General features: G+C 68.5%; 19 protein-coding genes. 8 read left to right on the top strand and 11 right to left on the bottom strand.

Annotated features, from left to right (window positions below; all coding sequences use genetic code 11):
- Positions 1 to 29: 29 nt before the first annotated feature.
- From PUN71_RS12850 to PUN71_RS12840, 3 genes are all read right to left on the bottom strand, one after another.
- A complete protein-coding gene (locus tag PUN71_RS12850; RefSeq protein ID WP_277798736.1) occupies positions 30 to 887 on the bottom strand; it encodes a hydroxymethylpyrimidine/phosphomethylpyrimidine kinase in 858 nt (285 codons plus the stop codon).
- 111 nt (positions 888 to 998) lie between these two features.
- On the bottom strand, positions 999 to 1,910 hold the full coding sequence (locus tag PUN71_RS12845) for a TIGR01777 family oxidoreductase (RefSeq protein ID WP_277798735.1): 912 nt from the start codon (positions 1,908 to 1,910) through the stop codon (positions 999 to 1,001).
- Positions 1,911 to 1,931: 21 nt separating this feature from the next.
- On the bottom strand, positions 1,932 to 2,594 hold the full coding sequence (locus PUN71_RS12840) for a TetR/AcrR family transcriptional regulator (protein WP_277798734.1): 663 nt from the start codon (positions 2,592 to 2,594) through the stop codon (positions 1,932 to 1,934).
- Between the two features lie 190 nt (positions 2,595 to 2,784).
- Here PUN71_RS12840 and PUN71_RS12835 point away from each other — a divergent pair, with 190 nt between their 5' ends.
- A complete protein-coding gene (locus tag PUN71_RS12835; RefSeq protein WP_277798733.1) occupies positions 2,785 to 3,546 on the top strand; it encodes a queuosine precursor transporter in 762 nt (253 codons plus the stop codon).
- Positions 3,547 to 3,616: 70 nt separating this feature from the next.
- Here PUN71_RS12835 and PUN71_RS12830 read toward each other — a convergent pair whose 3' ends face one another.
- The 6 genes from PUN71_RS12830 to PUN71_RS12805 form a co-directional block, all read right to left on the bottom strand.
- Positions 3,617 to 4,366 carry a dienelactone hydrolase family protein gene (locus PUN71_RS12830; protein ID WP_277798732.1) on the bottom strand — a complete coding sequence of 250 codons (750 nt, stop codon included), beginning with the start codon at positions 4,364 to 4,366 and terminating at the stop codon, positions 3,617 to 3,619.
- Positions 4,367 to 4,401: 35 nt separating this feature from the next.
- Entirely contained in the window at positions 4,402 to 5,688 is a 1,287-nt protein-coding gene (gene tgt, locus PUN71_RS12825; protein WP_277798731.1) for a tRNA guanosine(34) transglycosylase Tgt, read from the bottom strand.
- A gap of 50 nt (positions 5,689 to 5,738) precedes the next feature.
- A complete protein-coding gene (locus PUN71_RS12820; RefSeq protein WP_277798730.1) occupies positions 5,739 to 6,467 on the bottom strand; it encodes an SRPBCC family protein in 729 nt (242 codons plus the stop codon).
- A 72-nt stretch (positions 6,468 to 6,539) separates the two neighbouring features.
- Positions 6,540 to 7,571 (bottom strand): DUF6707 family protein, encoded by a 1,032-nt coding sequence (locus PUN71_RS12815; RefSeq protein ID WP_277798729.1) that lies wholly within the window; start codon positions 7,569 to 7,571, stop codon positions 6,540 to 6,542.
- 88 nt (positions 7,572 to 7,659) lie between these two features.
- Entirely contained in the window at positions 7,660 to 8,199 is a 540-nt protein-coding gene (locus PUN71_RS12810; protein ID WP_043448992.1) for an NUDIX hydrolase family protein, read from the bottom strand.
- 9 nt (positions 8,200 to 8,208) lie between these two features.
- Positions 8,209 to 8,946 carry a VOC family protein gene (locus PUN71_RS12805; protein WP_277798728.1) on the bottom strand — a complete coding sequence of 246 codons (738 nt, stop codon included), beginning with the start codon at positions 8,944 to 8,946 and terminating at the stop codon, positions 8,209 to 8,211.
- Between the two features lie 106 nt (positions 8,947 to 9,052).
- Between PUN71_RS12805 and PUN71_RS12800 the strand changes: the two genes are divergently transcribed.
- Both PUN71_RS12800 and PUN71_RS12795 read left to right on the top strand, forming a co-directional pair.
- Complete coding sequence (locus tag PUN71_RS12800; protein WP_043448999.1) at positions 9,053 to 9,670, top strand: YdeI/OmpD-associated family protein; 618 nt, start codon at positions 9,053 to 9,055, stop codon at positions 9,668 to 9,670.
- 118 nt (positions 9,671 to 9,788) lie between these two features.
- On the top strand, positions 9,789 to 11,465 hold the full coding sequence (locus tag PUN71_RS12795) for a glycoside hydrolase family 32 protein (protein WP_277798727.1): 1,677 nt from the start codon (positions 9,789 to 9,791) through the stop codon (positions 11,463 to 11,465).
- Here PUN71_RS12795 and PUN71_RS12790 read toward each other — a convergent pair.
- Positions 11,462 to 12,745 (bottom strand): glycoside hydrolase family 76 protein, encoded by a 1,284-nt coding sequence (locus tag PUN71_RS12790; protein WP_277798726.1) that lies wholly within the window; start codon positions 12,743 to 12,745, stop codon positions 11,462 to 11,464. The genes PUN71_RS12795 and PUN71_RS12790 overlap by 4 nt on opposite strands.
- A gap of 138 nt (positions 12,746 to 12,883) precedes the next feature.
- Between PUN71_RS12790 and PUN71_RS12785 the strand changes: the two genes are divergently transcribed.
- Both PUN71_RS12785 and PUN71_RS12780 read left to right on the top strand, forming a co-directional pair.
- The gene (locus tag PUN71_RS12785; RefSeq protein WP_277798725.1) at positions 12,884 to 13,678 is read left to right on the top strand and encodes an SDR family NAD(P)-dependent oxidoreductase; all 795 of its coding nucleotides are present in this window, start codon (positions 12,884 to 12,886) and stop codon (positions 13,676 to 13,678) included.
- Positions 13,675 to 14,880 (top strand): acyl-CoA dehydrogenase family protein, encoded by a 1,206-nt coding sequence (locus PUN71_RS12780; protein ID WP_277798724.1) that lies wholly within the window; start codon positions 13,675 to 13,677, stop codon positions 14,878 to 14,880. Before PUN71_RS12785 ends, PUN71_RS12780 begins: the two co-directional genes overlap by 4 nt.
- On the opposite strand, the gene PUN71_RS12775 is transcribed toward PUN71_RS12780, so the two are convergent.
- Entirely contained in the window at positions 14,877 to 15,731 is an 855-nt protein-coding gene (locus tag PUN71_RS12775; protein ID WP_277798723.1) for a DUF1684 domain-containing protein, read from the bottom strand. The two genes, PUN71_RS12780 and PUN71_RS12775, sit on opposite strands and share 4 nt — an antisense overlap.
- 132 nt (positions 15,732 to 15,863) lie before the next feature.
- Between PUN71_RS12775 and PUN71_RS12770 the strand changes: the two genes are divergently transcribed.
- The 3 genes from PUN71_RS12770 (at position 15,864) to ppc (ending at position 20,034) form a co-directional block, all read left to right on the top strand.
- A complete protein-coding gene (locus PUN71_RS12770) occupies positions 15,864 to 16,550 on the top strand; it encodes an NADPH-dependent F420 reductase (RefSeq protein ID WP_277798722.1) in 687 nt (228 codons plus the stop codon).
- Between the two features lie 22 nt (positions 16,551 to 16,572).
- Positions 16,573 to 17,112 carry a hypothetical protein gene (locus tag PUN71_RS12765; RefSeq protein WP_277798721.1) on the top strand — a complete coding sequence of 180 codons (540 nt, stop codon included), beginning with the start codon at positions 16,573 to 16,575 and terminating at the stop codon, positions 17,110 to 17,112.
- Between the two features lie 114 nt (positions 17,113 to 17,226).
- Positions 17,227 to 20,034, top strand: a complete 2,808-nt coding sequence (ppc, locus tag PUN71_RS12760; protein WP_277798720.1) for a phosphoenolpyruvate carboxylase — start codon at positions 17,227 to 17,229, stop codon at positions 20,032 to 20,034.
- Positions 20,035 to 20,127: the final 93 nt, after the last annotated feature.

Below are 20,127 nucleotides of genomic sequence, written 5' to 3'. Positions count from 1 at the left end.
TTTAGGGCCAAAACGTGATGGGGGATTGGTCAGCGGGCGCCGCCCTGCCACAGGGCATCGAACGGGGCGCCGGAGGCCACGCGGTTGCGGATGCCGGCGGTGACAAAGTCTTTGGCGGTCCGTGCAGCCTCCAGCGGGCTGGCTCCCTTGGCGAGCTCCGCCGTCACCGCTGCGGCCAGCGAGCAGCCGGCACCCGAGACGGCAACTTCGCCCACCTTCGGGGCGCGAAGGACTTCCAGGGTGTCGCCGTCGAAGAAGACGTCGACGGCGTCCGGGCCTTCCAGCCGCACCCCACCCTTGGCAAGAACTGCCGCGCCGCTGAGCTCGTGGATGCGGACGGCGGCGGCCTTGAGGGATTCGACGTCGGTGATCTCCAGGCCGGACAGTGATTCCGCCTCGAAGTGGTTGGGCGTGACAAAGGTGGCCAGGGGAAGGATCTGGGCCTTCAGGGCCTGGTCCGTGTCCAGCGCGTGCCCCGGCTCCTGGCCCTTGCAGATCAGCACCGGGTCCAGGACAACGTTGGCGAAGCTGTTCTCCTGCAGGGCGGACGCCACCGTGCTGATCGTGGCGGGGCTGCCCAGCATGCCGATCTTCACGGTGTCCAGGGCGGAAGGCGCGCCCGACGCCGGACCGTACGCCGCCGTCGTCGCCTCCAGCTGGTCTGCAATCACCTGCTGGTCCACCGGCACGAACCGGTGGTTCCAGCTGTCCTTCGGGTCGAACGAGACAATGCACGTGAGGTTGGCAATGCCGAAGACACCGAGTTCCTGGAAGGTCTTCAGGTCGGCCTGGGCTCCGGCGCCACCGGTGGCTTCGGAGCCTGCGATGGTGAGGACGACGGCGGGGCCGGCGGCGGACAGCGTTGCGTCAGTGGAAGCGGAAGTCATGGGCCCATCCTGCCACCCGCCGTCGGACGCCTGCCATGTGGCGGCGTACAGCGGATGACGGACCGCGGTGTTCAGGACCACAAGGGGCGGACGCCGGGAGCGGTGCCCGCGTCAGGCCCGGCCTTTGGCGATCTGCAGCAGTGCCCGTCCCAGCTCCGGCTGGCTGTAGACAAAGCCCGCGTCCAGGAGTTTCTGCGGCTGCACCCACCGGGACTTGAACACCAGTTCGGTTTCGGTGCGGATCAGGACCGCTCCGGCGCGGAGCAGCCACGCAGGAGTCGGCAGCCCAAAGCGGGCGCCATACGCCCGGCGCACCAGCCGCATCAGGTCCCGGTTGGACACCACATCCGGCGACGCCACATTGACAGGCCCGGTGACGTCGGTCCGCGCGTGCAGGAAACGGATGCTGCGGTACAGGTCCTCCACATGGATCCAGCTGAATTTCTGGGTGCCGTCGCCCATGTGGCCGCCCAGCCCCAGCCGCGCCAGGTTGGCGAAGGGCTGGAGCGCACCACCGCCGCGGCCCAGGACGATGGCGATCCGCAGCGGGATCTTCCGGGTTCCGGGGGTATCGGCCGCCTCCAGGGCTGCCTCCCACGCCTTGGCGACGCCCACCGAGAATCCGCTTCCCAGCTCGCCGCCGGCCTCGGACTGCGGCCGGTCCCGCGCGTCACGGTAGATGGTGCCCGTGCTGGCGTTGAGCCAGGTCGACGGCGGTTCCTGGCAGCGTGCGATGGCCCGGCCGAGTGCCTGGGTTGTGGCCACCCTGGACTCCAGGATCGCGGCCTTGTTCCGGTCGTTGTAGCGGCAGGAAACGGAGCGTCCGGCGAGGTTCACCACCAGGGAAGCGCCGTCAAGCACCCGCTGCATGCCGCCGTCGTCGTCCCAGCCGGCGGAGGAGCCGCCGTTCCCCTTCCGTCCGATGGTGCGCACGGTCCAGCCGTCCTGCTCGAAGCGCCGGGCGAGGTAGCTGCCGATGAAGCCCGAGGCGCCTGCCACCACAACCGTTTTTGCCCTGCCCATGTCTTCCCCCATTGTTCGTATTTACTGTCCGCCGCGGATGCTGCGGCTCAGGCCCAGGACGTCGTCGAGGACCTTGCTGACACCCGGGATGCGGGCCAGCGCGAGTCCCCGGGCGATCAGCGGCGCCGCGCCGTCCACCAGCCTCCTGGTCCGTTGCTGCCCTTCCGAGCTGTCGTAGACCCAGAAGAGGGTGATGCCCATGTAGCAGAGCCACAGCAGTTCCGGCAGGTCGGCCCGCAGTTTCTTCGGCACCGCCGGCCGGGCCCCCTCAACCGCGGTCCTGAAGGTGGCCAGGGAGGCTTCCCGGGCGGACGTGGAGTTCGCCGAGAACGGATTCACGGGGGAGGTGGGCCTGATGGCCGTGGCCACAAAGTCGGACCCAAACCGGTGGTACGGCGCCATGACGTCGAGTCCTGTGTGGAGGACGGCCCGAAGCCGGTCGGCCAGTCCGCTTGCCTCCAGCAGGGCATTGGCGGCCAGGCCGGCATGCTCTGCCTGCACCTGGACGTACAGCTCATGGACCAGGTCGTCCTTGGAGGCGAAGTAGTAGTAGGCGTTTCCCACGGACACGCCTGCCTCAGCGGCGATGCCCCGCATGGTGGTCTTTTCGAACCCGATCTCACGGAACATGCGCAGGGCGGCCTCCGCCACCTTCTGCCTGGTCTGCTCACTCTTGGCGGCCATGGTTCCCCGATTCTTGAACGTGTTCAAAATCAGTGTGGCACACATAGTTGAACATGTTCAATTCCTGGCTTCCGGGGCAGCCGGCACGAAATCAGCCGGCCACAGCGGCAATGGAAGAATGGCCTGAGTGCTAATACAACCGGCCGCCCCGTTCCGGGCGCCGGCCAACCACTCCTGAATGGATGCCTTTATGTCCCCTGCCTCCGGCCACAGTGCCGCGCCCGAAACCGTCCACGCAGCTGACCCTGACTCCGGTGTCCGGTTCGCCGCCGTCGGCTCGCCCTTTTTTGGAATCATGCTGGCGTCCATGGCGGTGGTGCTGATCCTGTCCAACATCGGGGCGTCCAAAGGGGTGGCTTTCGGCCCGATCGTCACCGACGGTGGCTTCTTCCTCTTCCCGCTCGCCTACATCCTGGGTGACGTGATCAGCGAGGTCTACGGCTTCAAGGTGGCCCGCAAAGCCATCTTCACCACCTTCGCGCTGTCCGTCTTCGCGTCCCTTTGCTACTGGGTGGTCATCGCCCTGCCGGGCTTCGACGACGAGTACGGTGCTGCGAAGCAGTCGGCGCTGGAGGGCGCGCTGGGTCCCGTGCCGCAGATCGTGTTGGCGTCACTGCTGGCATTCCTGGCCGGGCAGACCATTAACTCCTGGATCCTGGTCCGGATGAAGGCCCGCACTGGCGAGAAGTCGTTGTGGGCCCGCCTGATGGGCTCCGCCGGCGCCGGCGAGTTCGTGGACACGCTGATCTTCTGCAGCATCGCGGCATCCGTCATCGGCATCGCGGACCTGGGAAGCTTCGTGAACTACGTGGTGGTGGGCTTCGTGTACAAGACGTTGGTGGAGTTCCTGTTCGTTCCCATCACGTCGCTGGCCATCAACTGGGTCAAGAAGCGCGAGCCCAGTTACGGCGTCCCGGGCCGGGCCGCGGCAGCGGCGGCAAACGCCGCGTAGCTGCCGCCCGGCGCCGTCCCTTCTGGCTGCTGATCGCCCGGCAGCCCTGGTTCGGCGGCGGGAGGCCGGCTTAGGCCTTCAGCGTCCCGTCCAGGAGGTCCCGCAGTTCCGTGAAGTGCCGCTCCGTTGCTTCCGGGTGGAAGGCAGACGTGTCCGCCATGGTGTAGCCGTGCGGTGCGCCGTCGTAAATGCCGTTGGAAGCCTCCAGCCCTGCGGCCTGCAGCGCGTCGCCCAGCCGGGCGACGGCGTCGGGGGCCATGCTCCGGTCGTGGTCCGCGTGGCCGAACACGAACCTCGCGCGGGCCTTCCCCAGGTCCAGGTGCGGACTGTCCGGGTCTTCGGTGGCGAGGCCGCCGCCGTGGAAGCCGCCGCAGGCAGCCACCACGTCCGGGTGGGATGTTGCGGTGCGGACCGCGAGCCTGGCGCCCATGCAGTAGCCCACGGTGCCGATGGGACCGGGCGCGACGCCGTCGAGCGCTGCCAGTGCCGAAACCCAGGCATCGATGTCCGGCAGGGCCTTGTCCGGGGTCAGGCGGCCGACCCGCGGGAACGCAGCCTTGCCGGCGGCTTCACGGCCTTCCTGGGTGGTCATGTCAGCTGCGGGAGCGAGCTCGGCGGCCGTTCCTTCGCGGTAGAAAACGTTGGGCGCCAGCACCACATAACCCCAGTCCGCGATGCGCTGGGCCATGTCCTGGATGCGGGGGCGCAGGCCGAAGGCATCCATGTACAGGAGGACGCCGGGAAACGGGCCGGTACCGGTGGACGGGCGGGCGACAAGGGCTTCGGCAGGGCCTGCAGCGGCCTGGATTTCGATGAGCATTGGGTCAGGATAGCGGAGGCACCCGGGAGCAGCGGTCAGGAGTAATACCGGCCCAGGGTTTCGGCCTTGAAGTCAAAGAACGTGCCGGACTCGATGGCCAGCCGGGCGTCGTCCACCATCTTCACCACGAACCGTTCGTTGTGGATGGAGATCAGGGTGGCGGACAGCATCTCCTTGGCCTTGAACAGGTGGTGGATGTAGGCCCGGGAGTAGTTGGTGCAGGCGTAGCAGTCGCAGCCGTCCTGGAGCGGGCCGAAATCGCGCTTGTATTTGGCTCCGGAGAGGTTGAACCGGCCGTACGGGGTGTAGAAGGCGGAGTTGCGGGCCACCCGGGTGGGGGAAACGCAGTCGAAGGTATCGGCACCGTTTTCGATGGCAGTGAAAATGTCGTCCGGCTCGGAAATGCCCAGCAGGTGCCGCGGCTTGTCTTCCGGGAGTTGCTCGTTGCACCAGCGCACGATGGTGCCCAGGTTCTCCTTCTCCAGTGCCCCGCCGATGCCAAACCCGTCGAACGGCATGGCGCCGAGGTCGCGGCAGGCCTTCCGGCGCAGGTCCTCGTACTGCGCCCCCTGGATCACGCCGAACAGCGCCTGGTACGGCTTGGCCGCCCGTTCCCCGGTCAGGCGGAAATGCTCCGCGATGCACCGCTCTGCCCACAGCCGGGTGCGCTCCAGGGATTCCTCCTGGTAGCGCCGGGAGTTCTGCAGGGTGGTGAGCTCGTCGAACGCGAACATGATGTCCGCGCCGATCTGGTGCTGGACCCGCATGGAAATCTCGGGCGAGAAGCGGTGGCGGTCCCCGTTCAGGTGGGACTTGAACCAGACACCGTCGTCATCGATGTGCGCCAGGCGTTCCTTGCCGGGGGCAACGGCGTCGTCCGGGCCGGAGGCGTCCACCGATTTCATGTCGATGACCTTCTTGAACCCGGACCCAAGGCTCATCACCTGGAACCCGCCGGAGTCCGTGAAGGTAGGGCCGGGCCAGTTCATGAACCTGCCCAGGCCGCCGGCTTCGTCCAGGATGTCCGGTCCGGGCTGCAGGTACAGGTGGTACGCGTTGGCCAGCAGGGCCTGGGCACCCAGGTCCGCCATGGATTCCGGGAGCACGGCCTTCACGGTGGCCTTGGTGCCGACGGCGATGAACGCCGGCGTCTGGATGTCACCATGGGGGGTGGTGATGGTGCCGGTCCGGCCCAGGAACCCGCCGCCGTTGCCGGCCACTTGCGCGTCCGTGGGCGGGTTGGACTCCGCCAGGCGCGTGCCCACCGTGAAGGAAAACTGTGACCGGGTATCAGGCAGGGCGAAGGCGGGGTTGGCTGGCACGCTACCAGTGTGCCAGCAAACCCGGGCGCCCTAACAAACCAGCGGGGCCCTCAGCTCGCCGGGTCCGACTCCGGATAGTTGCTGGACCGCCAGGAATCCCAGGACGACCTGATGGCCTCCAGCGCGCCCGCACCAAGGTCGTAGGTGGAAGCGATCACCAGCGAACCTTCGCCTTCGGCCCGGACATCCTTGATGGCCGGATGGTCGGCCACCACCAGCAGTCCCTCGCCGTGCTCGGCGTAGCCGTGGACCGTCAGTCCCACCTGGTGGCTGGTCCGGAACCAGACCTTCCCGCTGATCTCCTCACCGGTGTCCAGCGTTACCTGGTACGGCTCGCCGGGCGCAGGAAGGCTGGCAAGCCCCAGCTTTTCAATCGCGGAGCCCTTCCCGTCCGTCAGGTGCAGGAACAGGGTGTGGCGCTTGCCGTGAGGGTGGCGTTCCAGGGCGAAGCGGAGCTGCTGCAGGAAGGTCAGCCACCCCTGGGTGATGTCCTCATCCCAGGCCGCCCACTCCGAATCATGGTCCAGCGCCCCGCGGGTGACACTGACCCGGGTTCCTTCGGGCACCGGGTGGAGTTCAAACGTGTCCCCGCCGTGCACGGTGAGCCTGGTGTGGTCCGCGGATTCCTCCACGTCGCTGGAGAAGTAGATCTCCTTGATCTCGGATTCCAGGTCCTCGGCCTGCCAGCCGTGCCACTGTGCCACCTTGGACGGTTCGCGCAGCATGGTCCAGACCTGCGGCGCGTCGGCGTTGATCACTACGCTGAGATTGTTCGTCATAGCCCCGAATGTACGCCCCGGACAGGGGCCCGGGTAGGGGGAAATTCCCGTATGGGGACGGCGCCCGGGAGGTCAGGCGCGGACCGCCTCCAGCTCATTGCTGATGCGGCGCTCCAGTTCGGACATCCCGATGGTCTCCGAGCCCCCGTGGGCCCGCAGGAACAGCAGGGATTCGAGCCGCAGCAGCCGCCATTCGCGTTCGGCGTCATGGTTGGAGTTGTCGATCGAGCGGAAGATTTCCTTGTCGTACAGGTTGGGCTCGTTGAGCGAGCGCTGCCGCACCTTGGCGGCCATCCGCGCCTTGAACGGGTCCGTTTCCTGGTTCTCCGGGGTGCGGATCAGTTTTTCGTACACTTCCGCGCGTTCATACTGGCCATCCTGCCGGCAGATGTAGCTGGCCAGCGCCAGGGCCGCCTCCACCGAGCTCCAGCGGCCCGGGTTGCCGTCGTAGGGCAGCACCGTGAGGAGGTCCGCCACCGAGAGGGCGCCGTCCGGGTCCTTGAGCGTGATGAACAGTTCGTGTGCCAGGTCGCTAAGGTCCTTCAGGCAGCTTCCGGACTTGAAATTGACGCCCTTGGACAGCCGGTCCGCCAGGAGCAGGACACCCTCGGCATCCGGGTGTGCCTCGGCGGCGGCTTCCACTACGGATTCGGGAGTGCCGGCCGGTGCCGGGATGAGCGCAAGTTCGTCGTCGCTGGGCCCGGTCACCGCAGGCGGGACCGGCGGCAGCGGAGGTACGACGACGGCGGGCGCCACGGCGGTCGGCCCTGTCCCGCCGCCGGACTGCTCCTGCCCCCTGTCGTTGGGTGCGGCGGTTTCCGCGCGAGGGGCGGCCTCCGGAAGGGTGGCCGGCAGCGGAAGCTGGGTGACGTCGTCGTGCGTTCCCTCCACGACCGTGACCGTGGTGCCGACGGCGACCCGGAGCGTCCCGCCGCCGGAAAGGCTTGCCAGCACCAGGGCGGGGGAGCCGAAATCGTCCCGTTCCAGCTCCACCTGGTCGATTTCGGCAGTGCGCTGGCCGTCGGGAAGGAGGATGTGGCTGCCGGTGGTCAGAGATCCAGCCTGCTGTTCACGGTGGTGCCTGGCGGCTGGTGTTTCGGTCATGGGAGTCCTTAAGTTCTCTTGCGGTCCGCCCTACAGTCTACAAAGGCGGAGCCCTGAAACCGGGGACCCCCACGTCCCGGCGGGGATGTCAGAAGCCCACGCCTGCAAACGCCAGGGCCTGCCGGATGAGGCCGCCGCGGCCGCCGGCAAACTCCATCTGGACGCCGGGGCTGAGCACTTCCTGGGGGGTCATCCAGGTCAGTTCCAGGGCGTCCTGGCGGGGCTCGCACTCACCCGTGACGGGAATGACGTAGGCCAGGGACACGGCGTGTTGCCGCTCGTCGGTGAAGCCGGTCTGGGACGGCGCGGGAAAGTATTCGGCAACGGTGAACGGTACGGGGCTGAGCGGGAGCTGCGGAAACGCCAGGGGGCCGAGGTCCTTTTCCATGTGCCGCAGCAGGGCGGCGCGGATGGTCTCACGGTAGATGACCCGGCCGGACACCAGGGACCGCACCATCGTCCCGTCGGCATCCGCCTGCAGCAGCGTGCCCACCTCGTTGACGTACCCCAACGGATCCAGCCGGACCGGCACTGCCTCCACGTACACCATGGGCAGCCGCCCCCGTGCCTCAAAGAGGTCTTCTTCAGAGAGCCAGCCGGGATTCGGGTCAGGTGTGCGCACGTTCATGCTTAAGTTCTACCCCATGGGGCGCCGCTGGGAGACCCACACGGTGGCGGGCGCGTTGGGGCTGCCGGCGTCCGGGTTGGCCACGTGCAGGGTGCTGCCGAAGGCCTCTTCGGTCAGGCTGGCGGCGAATCCTGCGGCGGCCAGCCGCTCCTGCAGGGGTTCCAGTCCGCCGCCGTACTCGAAGCCCAGCCCCGCGCGGGATGGCCCGGACGCCGGACGCACCAGGAGGACCCCGCCGTTCTTGGCCGTGAAGTCGGCGGTTTCATCATTGTCCGGCACCGGGCGTGGCCGCGCTCCGATGTGCAGCAGCGTCCGGGCGGCAGCCTCGGGATCGGCGGTGTACCAGACGCCGACGACGGCCAGCAAAGGGTCGGCGTCCGCGCACTGGGCGAAGTGGCCTGCTTTGTCCGCCATGAAGCTGAACCCGTCCGGGGCGCTGATCCGGCAGGCCCCGCCGGCCGGAGCCAGCTCCGCAGGTCCGGTTCCGTCGTCCGGCGCGCCGTCCTCCTGCGCGGCCAGGTTGGTGCGGCGGGCAAACTCCGCCACGTCCCCCACCTCAACCGCAAACACTGTCTTGCCGTCCTGCCCGGATCCCGCCTCCGCGGGCTGCAGCGCCAGGCGTCCCGACGCTGAATCGAAGACCTGGCGCCCGCCGTCGTCCTCTGTCCGGACCATCCCCAAGGCCGTGAGGAACTGCGTCCAGGACCCGGGGCGGGACGTGGAGTGGACGGGGCGGACTCGGAGCATGGCGTTGTCCTAGGGTGGGGAACTGGTCTGTAGGGGCAATGATGCCACGTGGAGCGGCGCTGCACACGGGGCTTGTGGACCGGGTTTTCAGCGGCAGAATTAGGCCATGGCCGAAGACCTTGAGGAACTGCTGGTGCCCGATGCCGCCGCCTGGCGCGCCTGGCTGGAGGAGAACCACGCCACCAGCCCGGGAGTGTGGCTGGTCCTGCACAAAAAGGGCGGGACGGTGACCAGCCTGGATTATCCGGCGGCCCTTGACGAGGCCCTGTGCTTTGGCTGGATCGACGGACAGTTGCGCCGCCGGGACGGCGAAAGCTCCTTCCAGCGGATGACGCCGCGGCGCCCCCGCAGCGTCTGGTCCGCCCGGAACGTGGGCCACATCGCCAGGCTGGAGGAGGCAGGGAAAATGACCGACGCCGGCCGCGCCGCAGTTGCCGCTGCAAAGGCCGACGGCCGGTGGGACGCAGCATACGGCGGCCAGGCCGATGTGCAGGTCCCGGCAGACCTCGCCGCCGCCATCGCTGCCAACCCGGCGGCGCAGGCGATGTTCGACGTCCTCACCAAAACCAACCTGTTCGCCCTGGTCTACCGCACCAACTCGGCAAAGCAGGCCGCCACCCGGGAACGCCGGATTGCAGGGTTCGTGGACATGCTGGCGCGGGGGGAGACGCCGTTTCCGCAGAAGAAGCGGCCTGCCGGGGTGGACCCGGAGCCCGCGGGGTAACGTCATTCGGTTGGGGTGCCGGGAGCGGAACCGGTAAACTCGATGGTTCACTTGCGCTGGTGCCGTTCCCCGAGCCGGGGGACGGCATTTGTGCATTCAGCGACGGATCGACACCACCATGCCCCCCACCCTCCCCCGAACAGTCCTTGCCGCCCTTCGGCGCCGCCCGTTCCTGTGGTCCGCGGTAGCCGCCGTGGCAGTCCTGGCCCTCGCCGTTTCGCTGGTGCTTGCCGGAAACGGGCAGGAAGGCCGGCAGGAAGGCGCCCGGCCCGGACCTGCCGGTTCCGCCGCCCCCTCCGGCCCGCCACCCACGGAAACCGCTCCGGGTGAGGGGCCCGGTTACCGGCCCGCCTACCACCTCACCCCGGACCAGCGCTGGATGAACGATCCCCAGCGGCCCTTCTTCCTGGACGGGATGTGGCATTACTACTACCTCTACAACGCCGACTACCCCGAGGGAAACGGCACCGAATGGTTCCACGCCACCAGCACGGACCTGGTGCACTGGAAGAACGAGGGCGTCGCCATCCGGAAATTCCGCAACGGCCTGGGCGATATCGAGACCGGCTCCGCGGTGGTGGACGCCGAGGGCACGGCGGGATTCGGCAAGGGGGCGGTCATCGCGGTCCTGACCCAGCAGCATGACGGCGTCCAGCGCCAGTCCCTGTTCTATTCCACGGACAAGGGCTACAGCTTCCAAAGCTACGGGCAGAACCCGGTGATGGAGAACCCCGGCGCCGAGCATTGGCGGGACCCGAGGATTGTCCGCGACGACGCCAACAACCAGTGGCTGATGCTGCTCGCCGAAGGGTCGAAGATCGGCTTCTACACGTCCAAAGACCTTAAACAGTGGACGTATGTGTCCGGATTCCGGCAGGACGGCCTGGGCATCCTCGAATGCCCCGACTTCTTCCAGATGGATGTTGACGGCGACCCCGCCAAACGCACCTGGGTCCTGGCCGCCAGCGCCAACGGCTCCGCCGAGGGCCGCACCACCGGCCCGGCGTACTGGACCGGCAGCTTCGACGGGAAGGCCTTCACCCCGGCGGGCGGGCACCAGTGGCTCGACGGCGGAGCTGACTTCTACGCCGCCGTCACCTGGGACGATCCCCGGCTTCCCGACGCCCAGCGGAAGGCATCCCGGCACGCCATCGGCTGGATGAACAACTGGGCGTACGCCCGGCAGCTGCCCACGACGGACTGGCACGGGGCGGCGTCGGTGGTCCGCGACCTCCGCCTGGAATCGGGCAGCGGCCGCCCCGTGCTGGCATCGTCCCCCACCGCGGCGCTGGCGTCGCTGGAAGGGGAGGCGGCCCAGGTGCCCGGCGGTGACTTGGGCGACGGGAGGGAACTTCCAGTGCCGGACAGCGGAGCCTTCAAGGCCGAGGTCGAACTGGCAAGACCTGCCAGCGGGACCGGTGAGGCCAGGCTCCTCCTGCAGAGCGGGGGCACCACCTACGCCACGGTCGGCTACGACTTCACGGCGGGACGCGCGTTCGTGCTCCGGGACGGCGACGCCGTGGCCGGGGGCAAGGACCGGCAGGGCGGCTCCGGCGTGGACGACAGCTACCGCGCGGCCCGGTCCGTGGAGGTCCGGGCCGCCGGGGACACCGTGCGCCTGACCGTGTTCGTGGACCGGTCCTCGGTGGAGGTCTTCGTGGCCGGGCAGGCGCTGACGTCGCTCGTGTTCCCGCCGCCGGGCCACCGGGAGGCGCGCCTGGCAACGGACGCCGGGGTACAGCTCAAGGGCGGCACCGTCACTGCGCTGGCCGGCATCCGCCAGCCGTCCAGCTAGGCGGCGGGCGGGCCCGCCGCACTGACCGACGCCGCGGCCTCAAGGGCCATCCAGGCCTGGAGCTGGGTGGAGAGCTCGACGGCGGCTCCCTGCGGATACGTCGCGGCCGCCGGTTGGGAGGCGTGCATGGAAAAGATGCTGCTGGTGGCCAGCCGCGCGCCTGCTTCCTCCGCGCCGACGGCTCGCCGGCCGGACCAGAATGCCTCCGCGGTGTCCGTCACCAGCCGGGCTGCGGTGGCCCGTGTCGCGCCGGGGAGCCGGGGATCCACTGCGGCGAGCGCCAGGTAGCGGCAGAGGATCCCTGTAAACAGGCCGCCGTCGCCGGTTCCGTCGCAGCGGAGCACGCTGCCCTGCACCGCGCTCGCTTCCCGGACGGTAAGCCTGCGCCGCACGGACTCAATCAACACCGCGGCCCGGGCCAGGTTCGCGTCGCCGCCCACTTCCAGCAGGGCCCCCAGCACCGGCCCCTGGTTGTACGTGTAGACGGCGCGCTCCAGCACCACCTCGCCGGCGGCGTTCAGGCGCGCGCCGTCCAGGTACAGCTCCTGGTCCGGGTCGAAAAGGGTGGCATCGAGCCAGTCCAGCAGGGCCTGTGCCTTGGCCTGCTCGCCGGTACGGGCGTAGAACAGGGCTACCGGCGCCGTCGCCGGCGTGTTCTTGAAGTCCCGCTTCTTGCTCCAGAACGCGCCGCCGCCAAGGTCGTCGGTGCAGGCGGCATCAAACTGGAGCGTGAGCGATGCGCGGACGGCTGCGTTGCGGCGGCGGCCCGGACGCCGGCTCTCCTCGGCAAGGCGGTCCAGCCGCAGGGTGGCCAGGGCAAGCCACGCCATGTCGTCGTAGTAGTTGTTGACGAAGGTCAGGGCGTTACGGAGACGGATTCCGGTGACCAGGCGTGAGGCCAAATGCCCCGCGCTGGGCCGGTCCGGGCCGTTGAACCGGGCCGCCGGAGTGGCGCCTCCGCCAAGCTCCCGGCGCCCGGCGTCCACCAGGCAGTCCACATAGTGCGCCTGCCACCAGTAGTGCCATGGCAGGACCAGTGCTGCGGCAGGCCTGGCACGCCGCAGGGCTGCCAGCCACCACGGCGCAGGTTGGCTGCCCGGATCCTGCGCCGGCACCGAAGGGCTGTCCTGCCGCGCCGGTTGCCTGCCCTGCCACAGGATGGCACCGAGGTGGGTTCCCGGCAGGAACAGCAGCTTCCGGCCGAACAATGCGGTCACGGACCTGGCCGCGTGGTTCGCCTTCTCCTGCCATCCGCCGTGGTCGGTGCTCATGGACGTCATGCCGTCCACCCTAACGGGGGCACCCCCGCGTTCCCCGCCCGTGCCCCCAAAGGGTGCGGGCGCGCCGGATTTCAGTTAACATTCATTAACTGTTGCCCGACGCCGCGCCGCGGCATGGGGACGCATCAAGGAGGATGTATGGACATTGCAGGCAGCGTCGCACTGGTGACAGGCGGCGCCTCCGGGCTGGGGGCAGCCACGGCACGCAGGCTGTTCGACGACGGCGCCTCCGTAGTGCTCGTTGACCTCCCCTCCTCTGCCGGGCAGGCCATGGCAGAGACACTGAACGCCCGCGCCGCGGCCGGCCAGTCCGCCGCCTTCGCGCCGGCGGACGTGACCAGCGAGACCGACGTCCGCGCCGCCGTCGGGACCGCCGTCGGGTTGGGGCCGCTGCGGATCGTGGTGAATTGCGCCGGCATCGCCACCCCCGGGAAGGTGCTGGGCCGCGACGGCGTGCTGCCCCTGGAAACGTTCAGCCGGGTGGTCCAGGTGAACCTGATTGGCACCTTCAACGTCCTGCGCCTGGCGGCCGAAGCCATGGTGGGCACCGAACCCGCCGTCACCGCCCTCGGCGGTCCCGAACGCGGCGTCATCATCAACACCGCCTCCGTTGCTGCCTTCGACGGGCAGATCGGACAGCCCGCCTATTCAGCCTCCAAGGGTGCGGTGGCTGCCATGACGCTGCCCCTGGCGCGGGAGCTGGCGCGCTCGCTGGTCCGGGTGGTCACCATCGCGCCGGGCATCTTCGAAACCCCCATGATGGCGGGCCTGCCGCAGGAGGCGCAGGATTCCCTGGGCGCCCAGGTTCCGCACCCTTCCCGGCTGGGAAAGCCCGCGGAATACGCCAACCTGGTGGCGCACATCGTGGACAACGCCATGCTGAACGGTGAAACCATCCGCCTGGACGGCGCCATCCGGATGGGACCGAAATGAGCGCGCAGGACATCCGCCAGCTGCCGTCCGCGGACTTCTTCGCCGTCGAATCGATGCTCGGCCAGGCCGAACGGAACAAGCTGGCCGAACTCCGGGACTTCCTCGCCGCCGAGGTCGCGCCGCACGCCGCCGACTGGTGGAACAAGGCCGAATTCCCTGCCCACATCCTCCCCAAGCTCGCCGCCCTGGAACTGAGCACCCCCACCCACCGGGGCTACAGCCACCTCTTCGCCGGCCTGGTCATCGCCGAAATAACACGGGTGGACACTTCGCTTGCCACGTTCTTCCTGGTCCACCACGACCTCTTCGTCGAGTCGCTGCACACCTTCGGCAGCACAGGCCAGAAGGAGCGGCTCCTGGCGGACGCCTCGGAGCTGCGCACCACCGGTGCCTTCGCCCTGACCGAACCCCTGCATGGCTCCGACGTGGCCGGCGGGCTGGAGACGCGGGCCCGGCGGATCTCCTCCAGCACCGGAGAAGCGGACGACGACGGCGACACCTGGGTGCTCAACGGCGCCAAGCGGTGGATCGGCAACGGGACGTTCTGCGACTACATGCTGGTGTGGGCGCGGGACGAGGCGGACGGCTCCGTGCGCGGCTTCATCGTGGACGCCACCCTGCCGGGGGTCAGCCGGAGCAGGATCGAGAACAAGATCGCCCTGCGCACCGTCCAGAACGCCGACATCGTGTTCCAGGACGTCCGGGTGCCCGAAGCGGACCGGTTCAGCGGGATCAGCAGCTTCGAGGACACGAAGGAGCTGCTCCGCAGCTCCCGGATCATGGTGGACTGGCAGACGGTGGGCCAGCAACTGGCCGCGTTCGACGTCGCCCGGCAGTACGCCGTCGAACGCCATCAGTTCGGCCGCCCGCTGGCACACTTCCAACTCATCCAGCAGCAGCTGGTGACCATGCTGGGCAACACCGTGGCCAGCATGTCCATGATGGCCGGGATTGCCCGGCTGCAGGACGGCGGCGGGGCGGGCATGCCGCAGGTGGCGCTGGCCAAGTCCTACCTCAGCGCCCGGATGCGGGAAACCGTGGCCCTGGGCCGTTCCATCCTGGGCGGAAACGGCATCGTCACCGACTACCGGATGGCAAAGATTTTCGCCGACGCCGAGGCCATCTACACCTATGAGGGCTCGTTCGAGGTGAACACCCTGATTGTGGGCAGGGCCATCACCGGCATCTCGGCCATCTCCTAAGCGGGATAGGGCTGCTTCTCGCCTGCCTCCACCCGGATATCGAGGCTGTTGTTCTTCACGGGCATGGGGCAGGTGCCGTACGGGGTGAAGGCGCTGGGGTAGTTGATGGTCCGGTTGAAGTCCAGGACAACGGACCCGTCCGGCCGGGGCCGGGCGAGCGAGAGCTTGCGCCAGTCGTCCGTGGTGTCGCCGTTGGTCTCGTCATGGAACGTGACGGTCAGGGCGCCAAGCTTTTCCTCTTCCGCCTGGAGCCGGAACTCGTGCCTGCTGCCCGGGAGGCGGAAGACCACCTCGCCCACCGAGCGGTGCATGCCGTCCACCAGCGGGTTCGCGGTGCCAATCGGCACGTCCACCGGGGCCGGGTAGGGCTCGAACCGCCCCACCACTTCCCACTCCGGGTTGTAGGGGTACGTGGGGACGCCCTCGAAACCCGTAAAGACCGGCGAGGCCGCATCCCGCGTGCGGACCGCATAGCGGCCGCCGCGCATGGCCAGTTCCACCACCACCTGGTTTCCTTCCGGGCCACCGAACTGCACCCACATCAGCGATTCCTCATCCGCCAGGACCGCGGAGATGGTGCCCTCCACCTTTTCCCCGGACTCCACCAGTGTGAGCCCGTCGGACGCGGTTGCAGTGAGGAACGCCGTGGTGGCCGGCGCCGAATCCGTGCCGTCCGTGGACCACAGGCCCGGAACAAGGTCGACGGTGGCCGGCGAGTCCTCGAGCCACTGGAACGAGGTGAGGGTGAGCCAGCCGTACGGGGCTGCCAGGGCCTTGTTGCGGTTGGCACGGAAGCGCTGCCAGCGCTCCTGCCGGGCGGTTGACGTGGCGGCGGCTGGGGTGGTGGTCATGGTTCCTTCCGGTTGCATCTGCCCCCGCTACAACCGCGGCCCTTTCCCGTTCATTCCGGCTGCCGGTACCGGCACGCGGGTAAGTGCGGTGCGGACTGCCCGCCGGCCGTTACGGGGGGGTAGCGTTCTGCCATGAGGATCGCAGTTCTAGGTACAGGCACTGTAGGGCGGGCGCTGGCGGCAGCGTTCAGCAGGCTGGGACACGAGGTTGTCCTGGGGACGCGCGACCCCGGCGAAACAGCCGCCCGCAGCACACCCGATGCCATGGGTGGACGGCCCTTCAATGAATGGCTGGAAAGCCACGGCGGCATCAGGCTGGCAACATTCGCGGACGCGGCAGGCAGCAGCGAACTGGTGGTCAACGCCACGAACGGAGCGGCATCGCTGGCAGCCCTGGCTGCGGCGGGTGAGGCGCGGCTGGCAGGGAAAATCCTGGTGGACGTGTCCAACCCGCTGGACTTCACGCAAGGGATGCCCCCGGTGCTGAATCCCGTGAACACGGAAAGCTTGGCCGAGCGCATCCAGCGGGCGTTTCCCGAAGCCCGGGTGGTGAAGACGCTCAACACCATGAACGCCGGGCTGATGGTGGACCCACGGCGCCTGGCGGACGGGGAGCACTCCGTGTTCGTGTCCGGCGACGACTCCGACGCCAGGAAAACCGTCACCGGACTCCTGGCGGAGCTCGGCCACAAGGACGTTATCGACCTTGGCGACATCACCACCGCCCGCGGTGCCGAAATGGTCCTGCCGCTGTGGCTGCGGCTCTTCGGCGTGCTGGGAACCCCCGACTTCAACTTCAAGGTGGTCCGCGCGGGTTGATTTGCCGGGGTTGAATGGGTGGGTGGACATCCTTGCAGGAGTGAACCGGGAATGGCTGGCGGCACTGACCTGGCTGGCTGCACTTTGCGCCGGGGTGGCTGTGCTGCTTTGGCGCCGGCACCGCCCCGACCTCGCAGCCCTGGCCGCCGTCGTCGTCTTCGCGGCGGTGAACGTCGGCGCCGGCATCTACGTCCTGGACCATCTTGCCGACGGGCGCTGGGGCGGGGACGCGCACGCCAGGCTTGACCCGCCGTCGCTCTCCGGAGCGCCGGTAGTGGGCCAGTTCCTGCAGCCGCTCGACGCGGCGATGGCAGACCTGGCGGGCAGGGCCAACGATTTCATCGACTTCCAGGCCGCCTTGCCGGTGGCGCTCGGCTTTTTTGCGGCGGCAGGCTGGGCGCTGGCGGTCCTGGTGCCGGTGGGGCTGTGGGCCGCCGCCGTGCAGGCCCGGGAGGGCCGCCGCCGGAAGGCCGAGGCCGCCGCCGTGCAGCATGAGGTGGAAAAACTACGGGCTGAACTGGACGCGGTCAAACGCCACGTGGGGTACCGCGACATCTTTTGAGACGGATTCCACTGCGGCGCGGGACCGGGGGTAGCATCTTTAGCTAGTAACGTGGCTCACAGTATCCAGCGCAGTGTACGAGCCAAGTCCCGAAACCCTCGAAAGATTGCTTCCATGGCTCACACTGCAACACCGCCCGAAACCGACCTCGCCGCCGAACTGCGTGCGGATGTCCGGCGCGTCTCCACGCTGCTGGGCGAGTCCCTGGTCCGCCAGCACGGCCCCGAACTGCTGGACCTCGTGGAGCAGGTCCGGCTCCTCACCAAGGAATCCAAGGAAGCTGCACGCGGCGGCGCGCATGCCACCGGGCCCTGGAGCGCGCACGACGTCGTCGCCCAGGTCCGCGAACTGCTGGGCTCCCTGCCCATCGAGCAGGCCACCGACCTGGTGCGTGCCTTCGCGTTCTACTTCCACCTCGCCAACGCCGCCGAGCAGGTCCACCGGGTCCGCGGGCTGCGGACCCGTGCCGAGAAGGATGGCTGGCTGGCCAAGACCGTGGCGGAGATCGCCGCGCAGGCCGGCCCGGACGTGCTGCAGGAAGTGGTCAACGGACTGGATGTCCGACCCATCTTCACCGCCCACCCCACCGAGGCCTCCCGCCGCTCGGTGCTGGACAAGATCCGCAAGCTCTCCGACGTCCTGTCCCGCCCCACCGCAGAAGGCTCCACGGCCCGCCGCCGGCAGGACCGCCAGCTGGCCGAAATCATCGACCAGATGTGGCAGACGGACGAACTGCGGCAGGTCCGGCCCACCCCTGTCGATGAGGCCAGGAACGCCATCTACTACCTGGGCGGCATCCTCACCGACGCCATGCCGGAAATGCTGTCCGAGCTCTCCGAGCTTCTCGGCGAGCACGGCGTCACCCTCGCCTCCAAGGACGCCCCCATCAGGTTCGGCTCCTGGATCGGCGGTGACCGCGACGGCAATCCGAACGTCACCGCCGCCGTCACCCGCGAAATCCTGCAGATCCAGAACCAGAGCGCCATCCGGATCAGCATCGCCATGATCGATGAGCTGATCTCCATCCTGTCCAACTCCACCGCGCTGGCGGGGGCGGACGAAGCGCTGCTCACGTCCATCGACGAGGACCTGAAGAAGCTGCCCGGCCTGGACAAGCGGGTCCTGGAGCTGAACGCGCAGGAGCCGTACCGGCTGAAGCTCACCTGCATCAAGGCCAAGCTCATCAACACCGGCAAGCGGGTTGCAGTGAACTCCAACCATGAGCACGGCCGCGACTACAGCGGAACCGACGAACTCCTGGCCGACCTGCACCTGCTGGAGCTGTCGCTGCGGAACCACTCCGCTGCCCTGGCAGCCGACGGCTCGCTGGCCCGCGTCCGCCGCGCCATCGCCTCCTTCGGCCTGCACCTGGCCACCCTGGACATCCGCGAACACGCCGACCACCACCACGACGCCGTCGGTCAGCTGATGGACCGGCTCGGCGGCCCGGGCGTGCGCTACGCCGAGCTCTCCCGGGAACAGCGTTTCGAGGTGCTGGGCTCGGAGCTGGCCTCCCGCCGGCCGCTGTCCGGCCACCCGATCAGGCTCGACGGCGCCGCCGACGGCACGTACGACGTCTTCCGGGAGATCCGTCGGGCGCTGCGCATGTACGGTCCGGACGTCATCGAGACCTACATCATTTCCATGACCCGGGGCGCGGACGACGTGCTCGCCGCGGCCGTGCTGGCCCGTGAAGCCGGGCTGGTGAACCTCTTCGGCGACAAGCCCTACGCCAAGATCGGCTTCGCACCGCTCCTGGAAACGGTGGAGGAACTGCGGGCCTCGGCCGAAATCGTCGACCAGCTTCTGTCCGATCCCTCCTACCGGGAACTGGTGCGCCTCCGCGGTGACATCCAGGAAGTCATGCTGGGCTACTCGGACTCCAACAAGGAATCCGGCGTGATGACCAGCCAGTGGGAGATCCACAAGACCCAGCGCAAGCTGCGCGACGTCGCCGCCAAGCACGGCGTCCGGGTCCGCCTGTTCCATGGCCGCGGCGGTTCCGTGGGCCGTGGCGGCGGCCCCACCTATGACGCCATCCTGGCCCAGCCCAACGGGGTCCTGGAAGGCGAAATCAAGTTCACCGAGCAGGGCGAGGTCATCTCCGACAAGTACTCGCTGCCGGAGCTTGCCCGCGAAAACCTGGAGCTGTCCCTGGCCGCGGTGCTGCAGGGTTCGGCGCTCCACCGCGACCCACGGACCTCCGAGGACCAGCGGGAGCGCTACGGGCACGTCATGGAGGCCATCTCGGACGCCGCTTTTGACCGCTACCGCAAGCTGATCGACCACCCGGACCTGCCCGCCTACTTCATGGCGTCCACGCCGGTGGAGCAGCTCGGTTCCCTGAACATCGGCTCCCGCCCGTCCAAGCGCCCGGACTCCGGCGCCGGCCTGGGCGGACTGCGGGCCATCCCCTGGGTGTTCGGCTGGACCCAGTCCCGGCAGATCGTGCCCGGCTGGTTCGGCGTGGGCTCCGGGCTCAAGGCGGCGCGCGAGGCCGGTCACTCCGCCCAGCTGGTGGAAATGATGGACCAGTGGCACTTCTTCCGCTCGGTGCTGTCCAACGTCGAAATGACGCTTGCCAAGACGGACATGGACATCGCGGGATACTACGTCTCCACCCTGGTCCCGGAGGAGCTGCATCACCTGTTCCGGACCATCCGGGAAGAGTACGAGCTCACGGTGGCCGAGATCCAGAAGCTGACCGGCGAGCACGTGCTCCTGGACGCGCAGCCCACGCTGAAGCGCTCACTGGAGATCCGCGACCAGTACCTGGACCCCATCAGCTACCTGCAGGTGGAACTCCTCCGCCGCATCCGCACGGAAGGCGAAATCAGCGGAGCCGAAATCGATGAGCGACTCCAGCGGGCCATGCTGATCACCGTCAACGGTGTGGCCGCAGGCCTGCGCAACACCGGGTAACCCCCCGCGATTTGCTCCATCACTTATGGTCCTCAGACAGCCCGTTTGGGGACCATAAGTGATGGAGCATCCGGGTTGGATAGGGTGGAGGGC

This window comes from Arthrobacter sp. NQ7, from assembly GCF_029581595.2.
Lineage (GTDB): Bacteria > Actinomycetota > Actinomycetes > Actinomycetales > Micrococcaceae > Arthrobacter > Arthrobacter phenanthrenivorans_B.
The sequence above is the reverse complement of the archived record's forward strand: the minus strand, read 5'-3'. Positions and strand labels throughout refer to the sequence as shown.

What these genes read in the sequence shown, in the direction of transcription:
- PUN71_RS12850 (WP_277798736.1), bottom strand. Translation starts at nt 887, where the DNA reads ATGACTTCCGCTTCCACTGACGCAACGCTGTCCGCCGCCGGCCCCGCC.
- PUN71_RS12845 (WP_277798735.1), bottom strand. Translation starts at nt 1,910, where the DNA reads ATGGGCAGGGCAAAAACGGTTGTGGTGGCAGGCGCCTCGGGCTTCATC.
- PUN71_RS12840 (WP_277798734.1), bottom strand. Translation starts at nt 2,594, where the DNA reads ATGGCCGCCAAGAGTGAGCAGACCAGGCAGAAGGTGGCGGAGGCCGCC.
- PUN71_RS12835 (WP_277798733.1), top strand. Translation starts at nt 2,785, where the DNA reads ATGTCCCCTGCCTCCGGCCACAGTGCCGCGCCCGAAACCGTCCACGCA.
- PUN71_RS12830 (WP_277798732.1), bottom strand. Translation starts at nt 4,366, where the DNA reads ATGCTCATCGAAATCCAGGCCGCTGCAGGCCCTGCCGAAGCCCTTGTC.
- PUN71_RS12820 (WP_277798730.1), bottom strand. Translation starts at nt 6,467, where the DNA reads ATGACGAACAATCTCAGCGTAGTGATCAACGCCGACGCGCCGCAGGTC.
- PUN71_RS12815 (WP_277798729.1), bottom strand. Translation starts at nt 7,571, where the DNA reads ATGACCGAAACACCAGCCGCCAGGCACCACCGTGAACAGCAGGCTGGA.
- PUN71_RS12810 (WP_043448992.1), bottom strand. Translation starts at nt 8,199, where the DNA reads ATGAACGTGCGCACACCTGACCCGAATCCCGGCTGGCTCTCTGAAGAA.
- PUN71_RS12805 (WP_277798728.1), bottom strand. Translation starts at nt 8,946, where the DNA reads ATGCTCCGAGTCCGCCCCGTCCACTCCACGTCCCGCCCCGGGTCCTGG.
- PUN71_RS12800 (WP_043448999.1), top strand. Translation starts at nt 9,053, where the DNA reads ATGGCCGAAGACCTTGAGGAACTGCTGGTGCCCGATGCCGCCGCCTGG.
- PUN71_RS12795 (WP_277798727.1), top strand. Translation starts at nt 9,789, where the DNA reads ATGCCCCCCACCCTCCCCCGAACAGTCCTTGCCGCCCTTCGGCGCCGC.
- PUN71_RS12790 (WP_277798726.1), bottom strand. Translation starts at nt 12,745, where the DNA reads ATGACGTCCATGAGCACCGACCACGGCGGATGGCAGGAGAAGGCGAAC.
- PUN71_RS12785 (WP_277798725.1), top strand. Translation starts at nt 12,884, where the DNA reads ATGGACATTGCAGGCAGCGTCGCACTGGTGACAGGCGGCGCCTCCGGG.
- PUN71_RS12780 (WP_277798724.1), top strand. Translation starts at nt 13,675, where the DNA reads ATGAGCGCGCAGGACATCCGCCAGCTGCCGTCCGCGGACTTCTTCGCC.
- PUN71_RS12775 (WP_277798723.1), bottom strand. Translation starts at nt 15,731, where the DNA reads ATGACCACCACCCCAGCCGCCGCCACGTCAACCGCCCGGCAGGAGCGC.
- PUN71_RS12770 (WP_277798722.1), top strand. Translation starts at nt 15,864, where the DNA reads ATGAGGATCGCAGTTCTAGGTACAGGCACTGTAGGGCGGGCGCTGGCG.
- ppc (WP_277798720.1), top strand. Translation starts at nt 17,227, where the DNA reads ATGGCTCACACTGCAACACCGCCCGAAACCGACCTCGCCGCCGAACTG.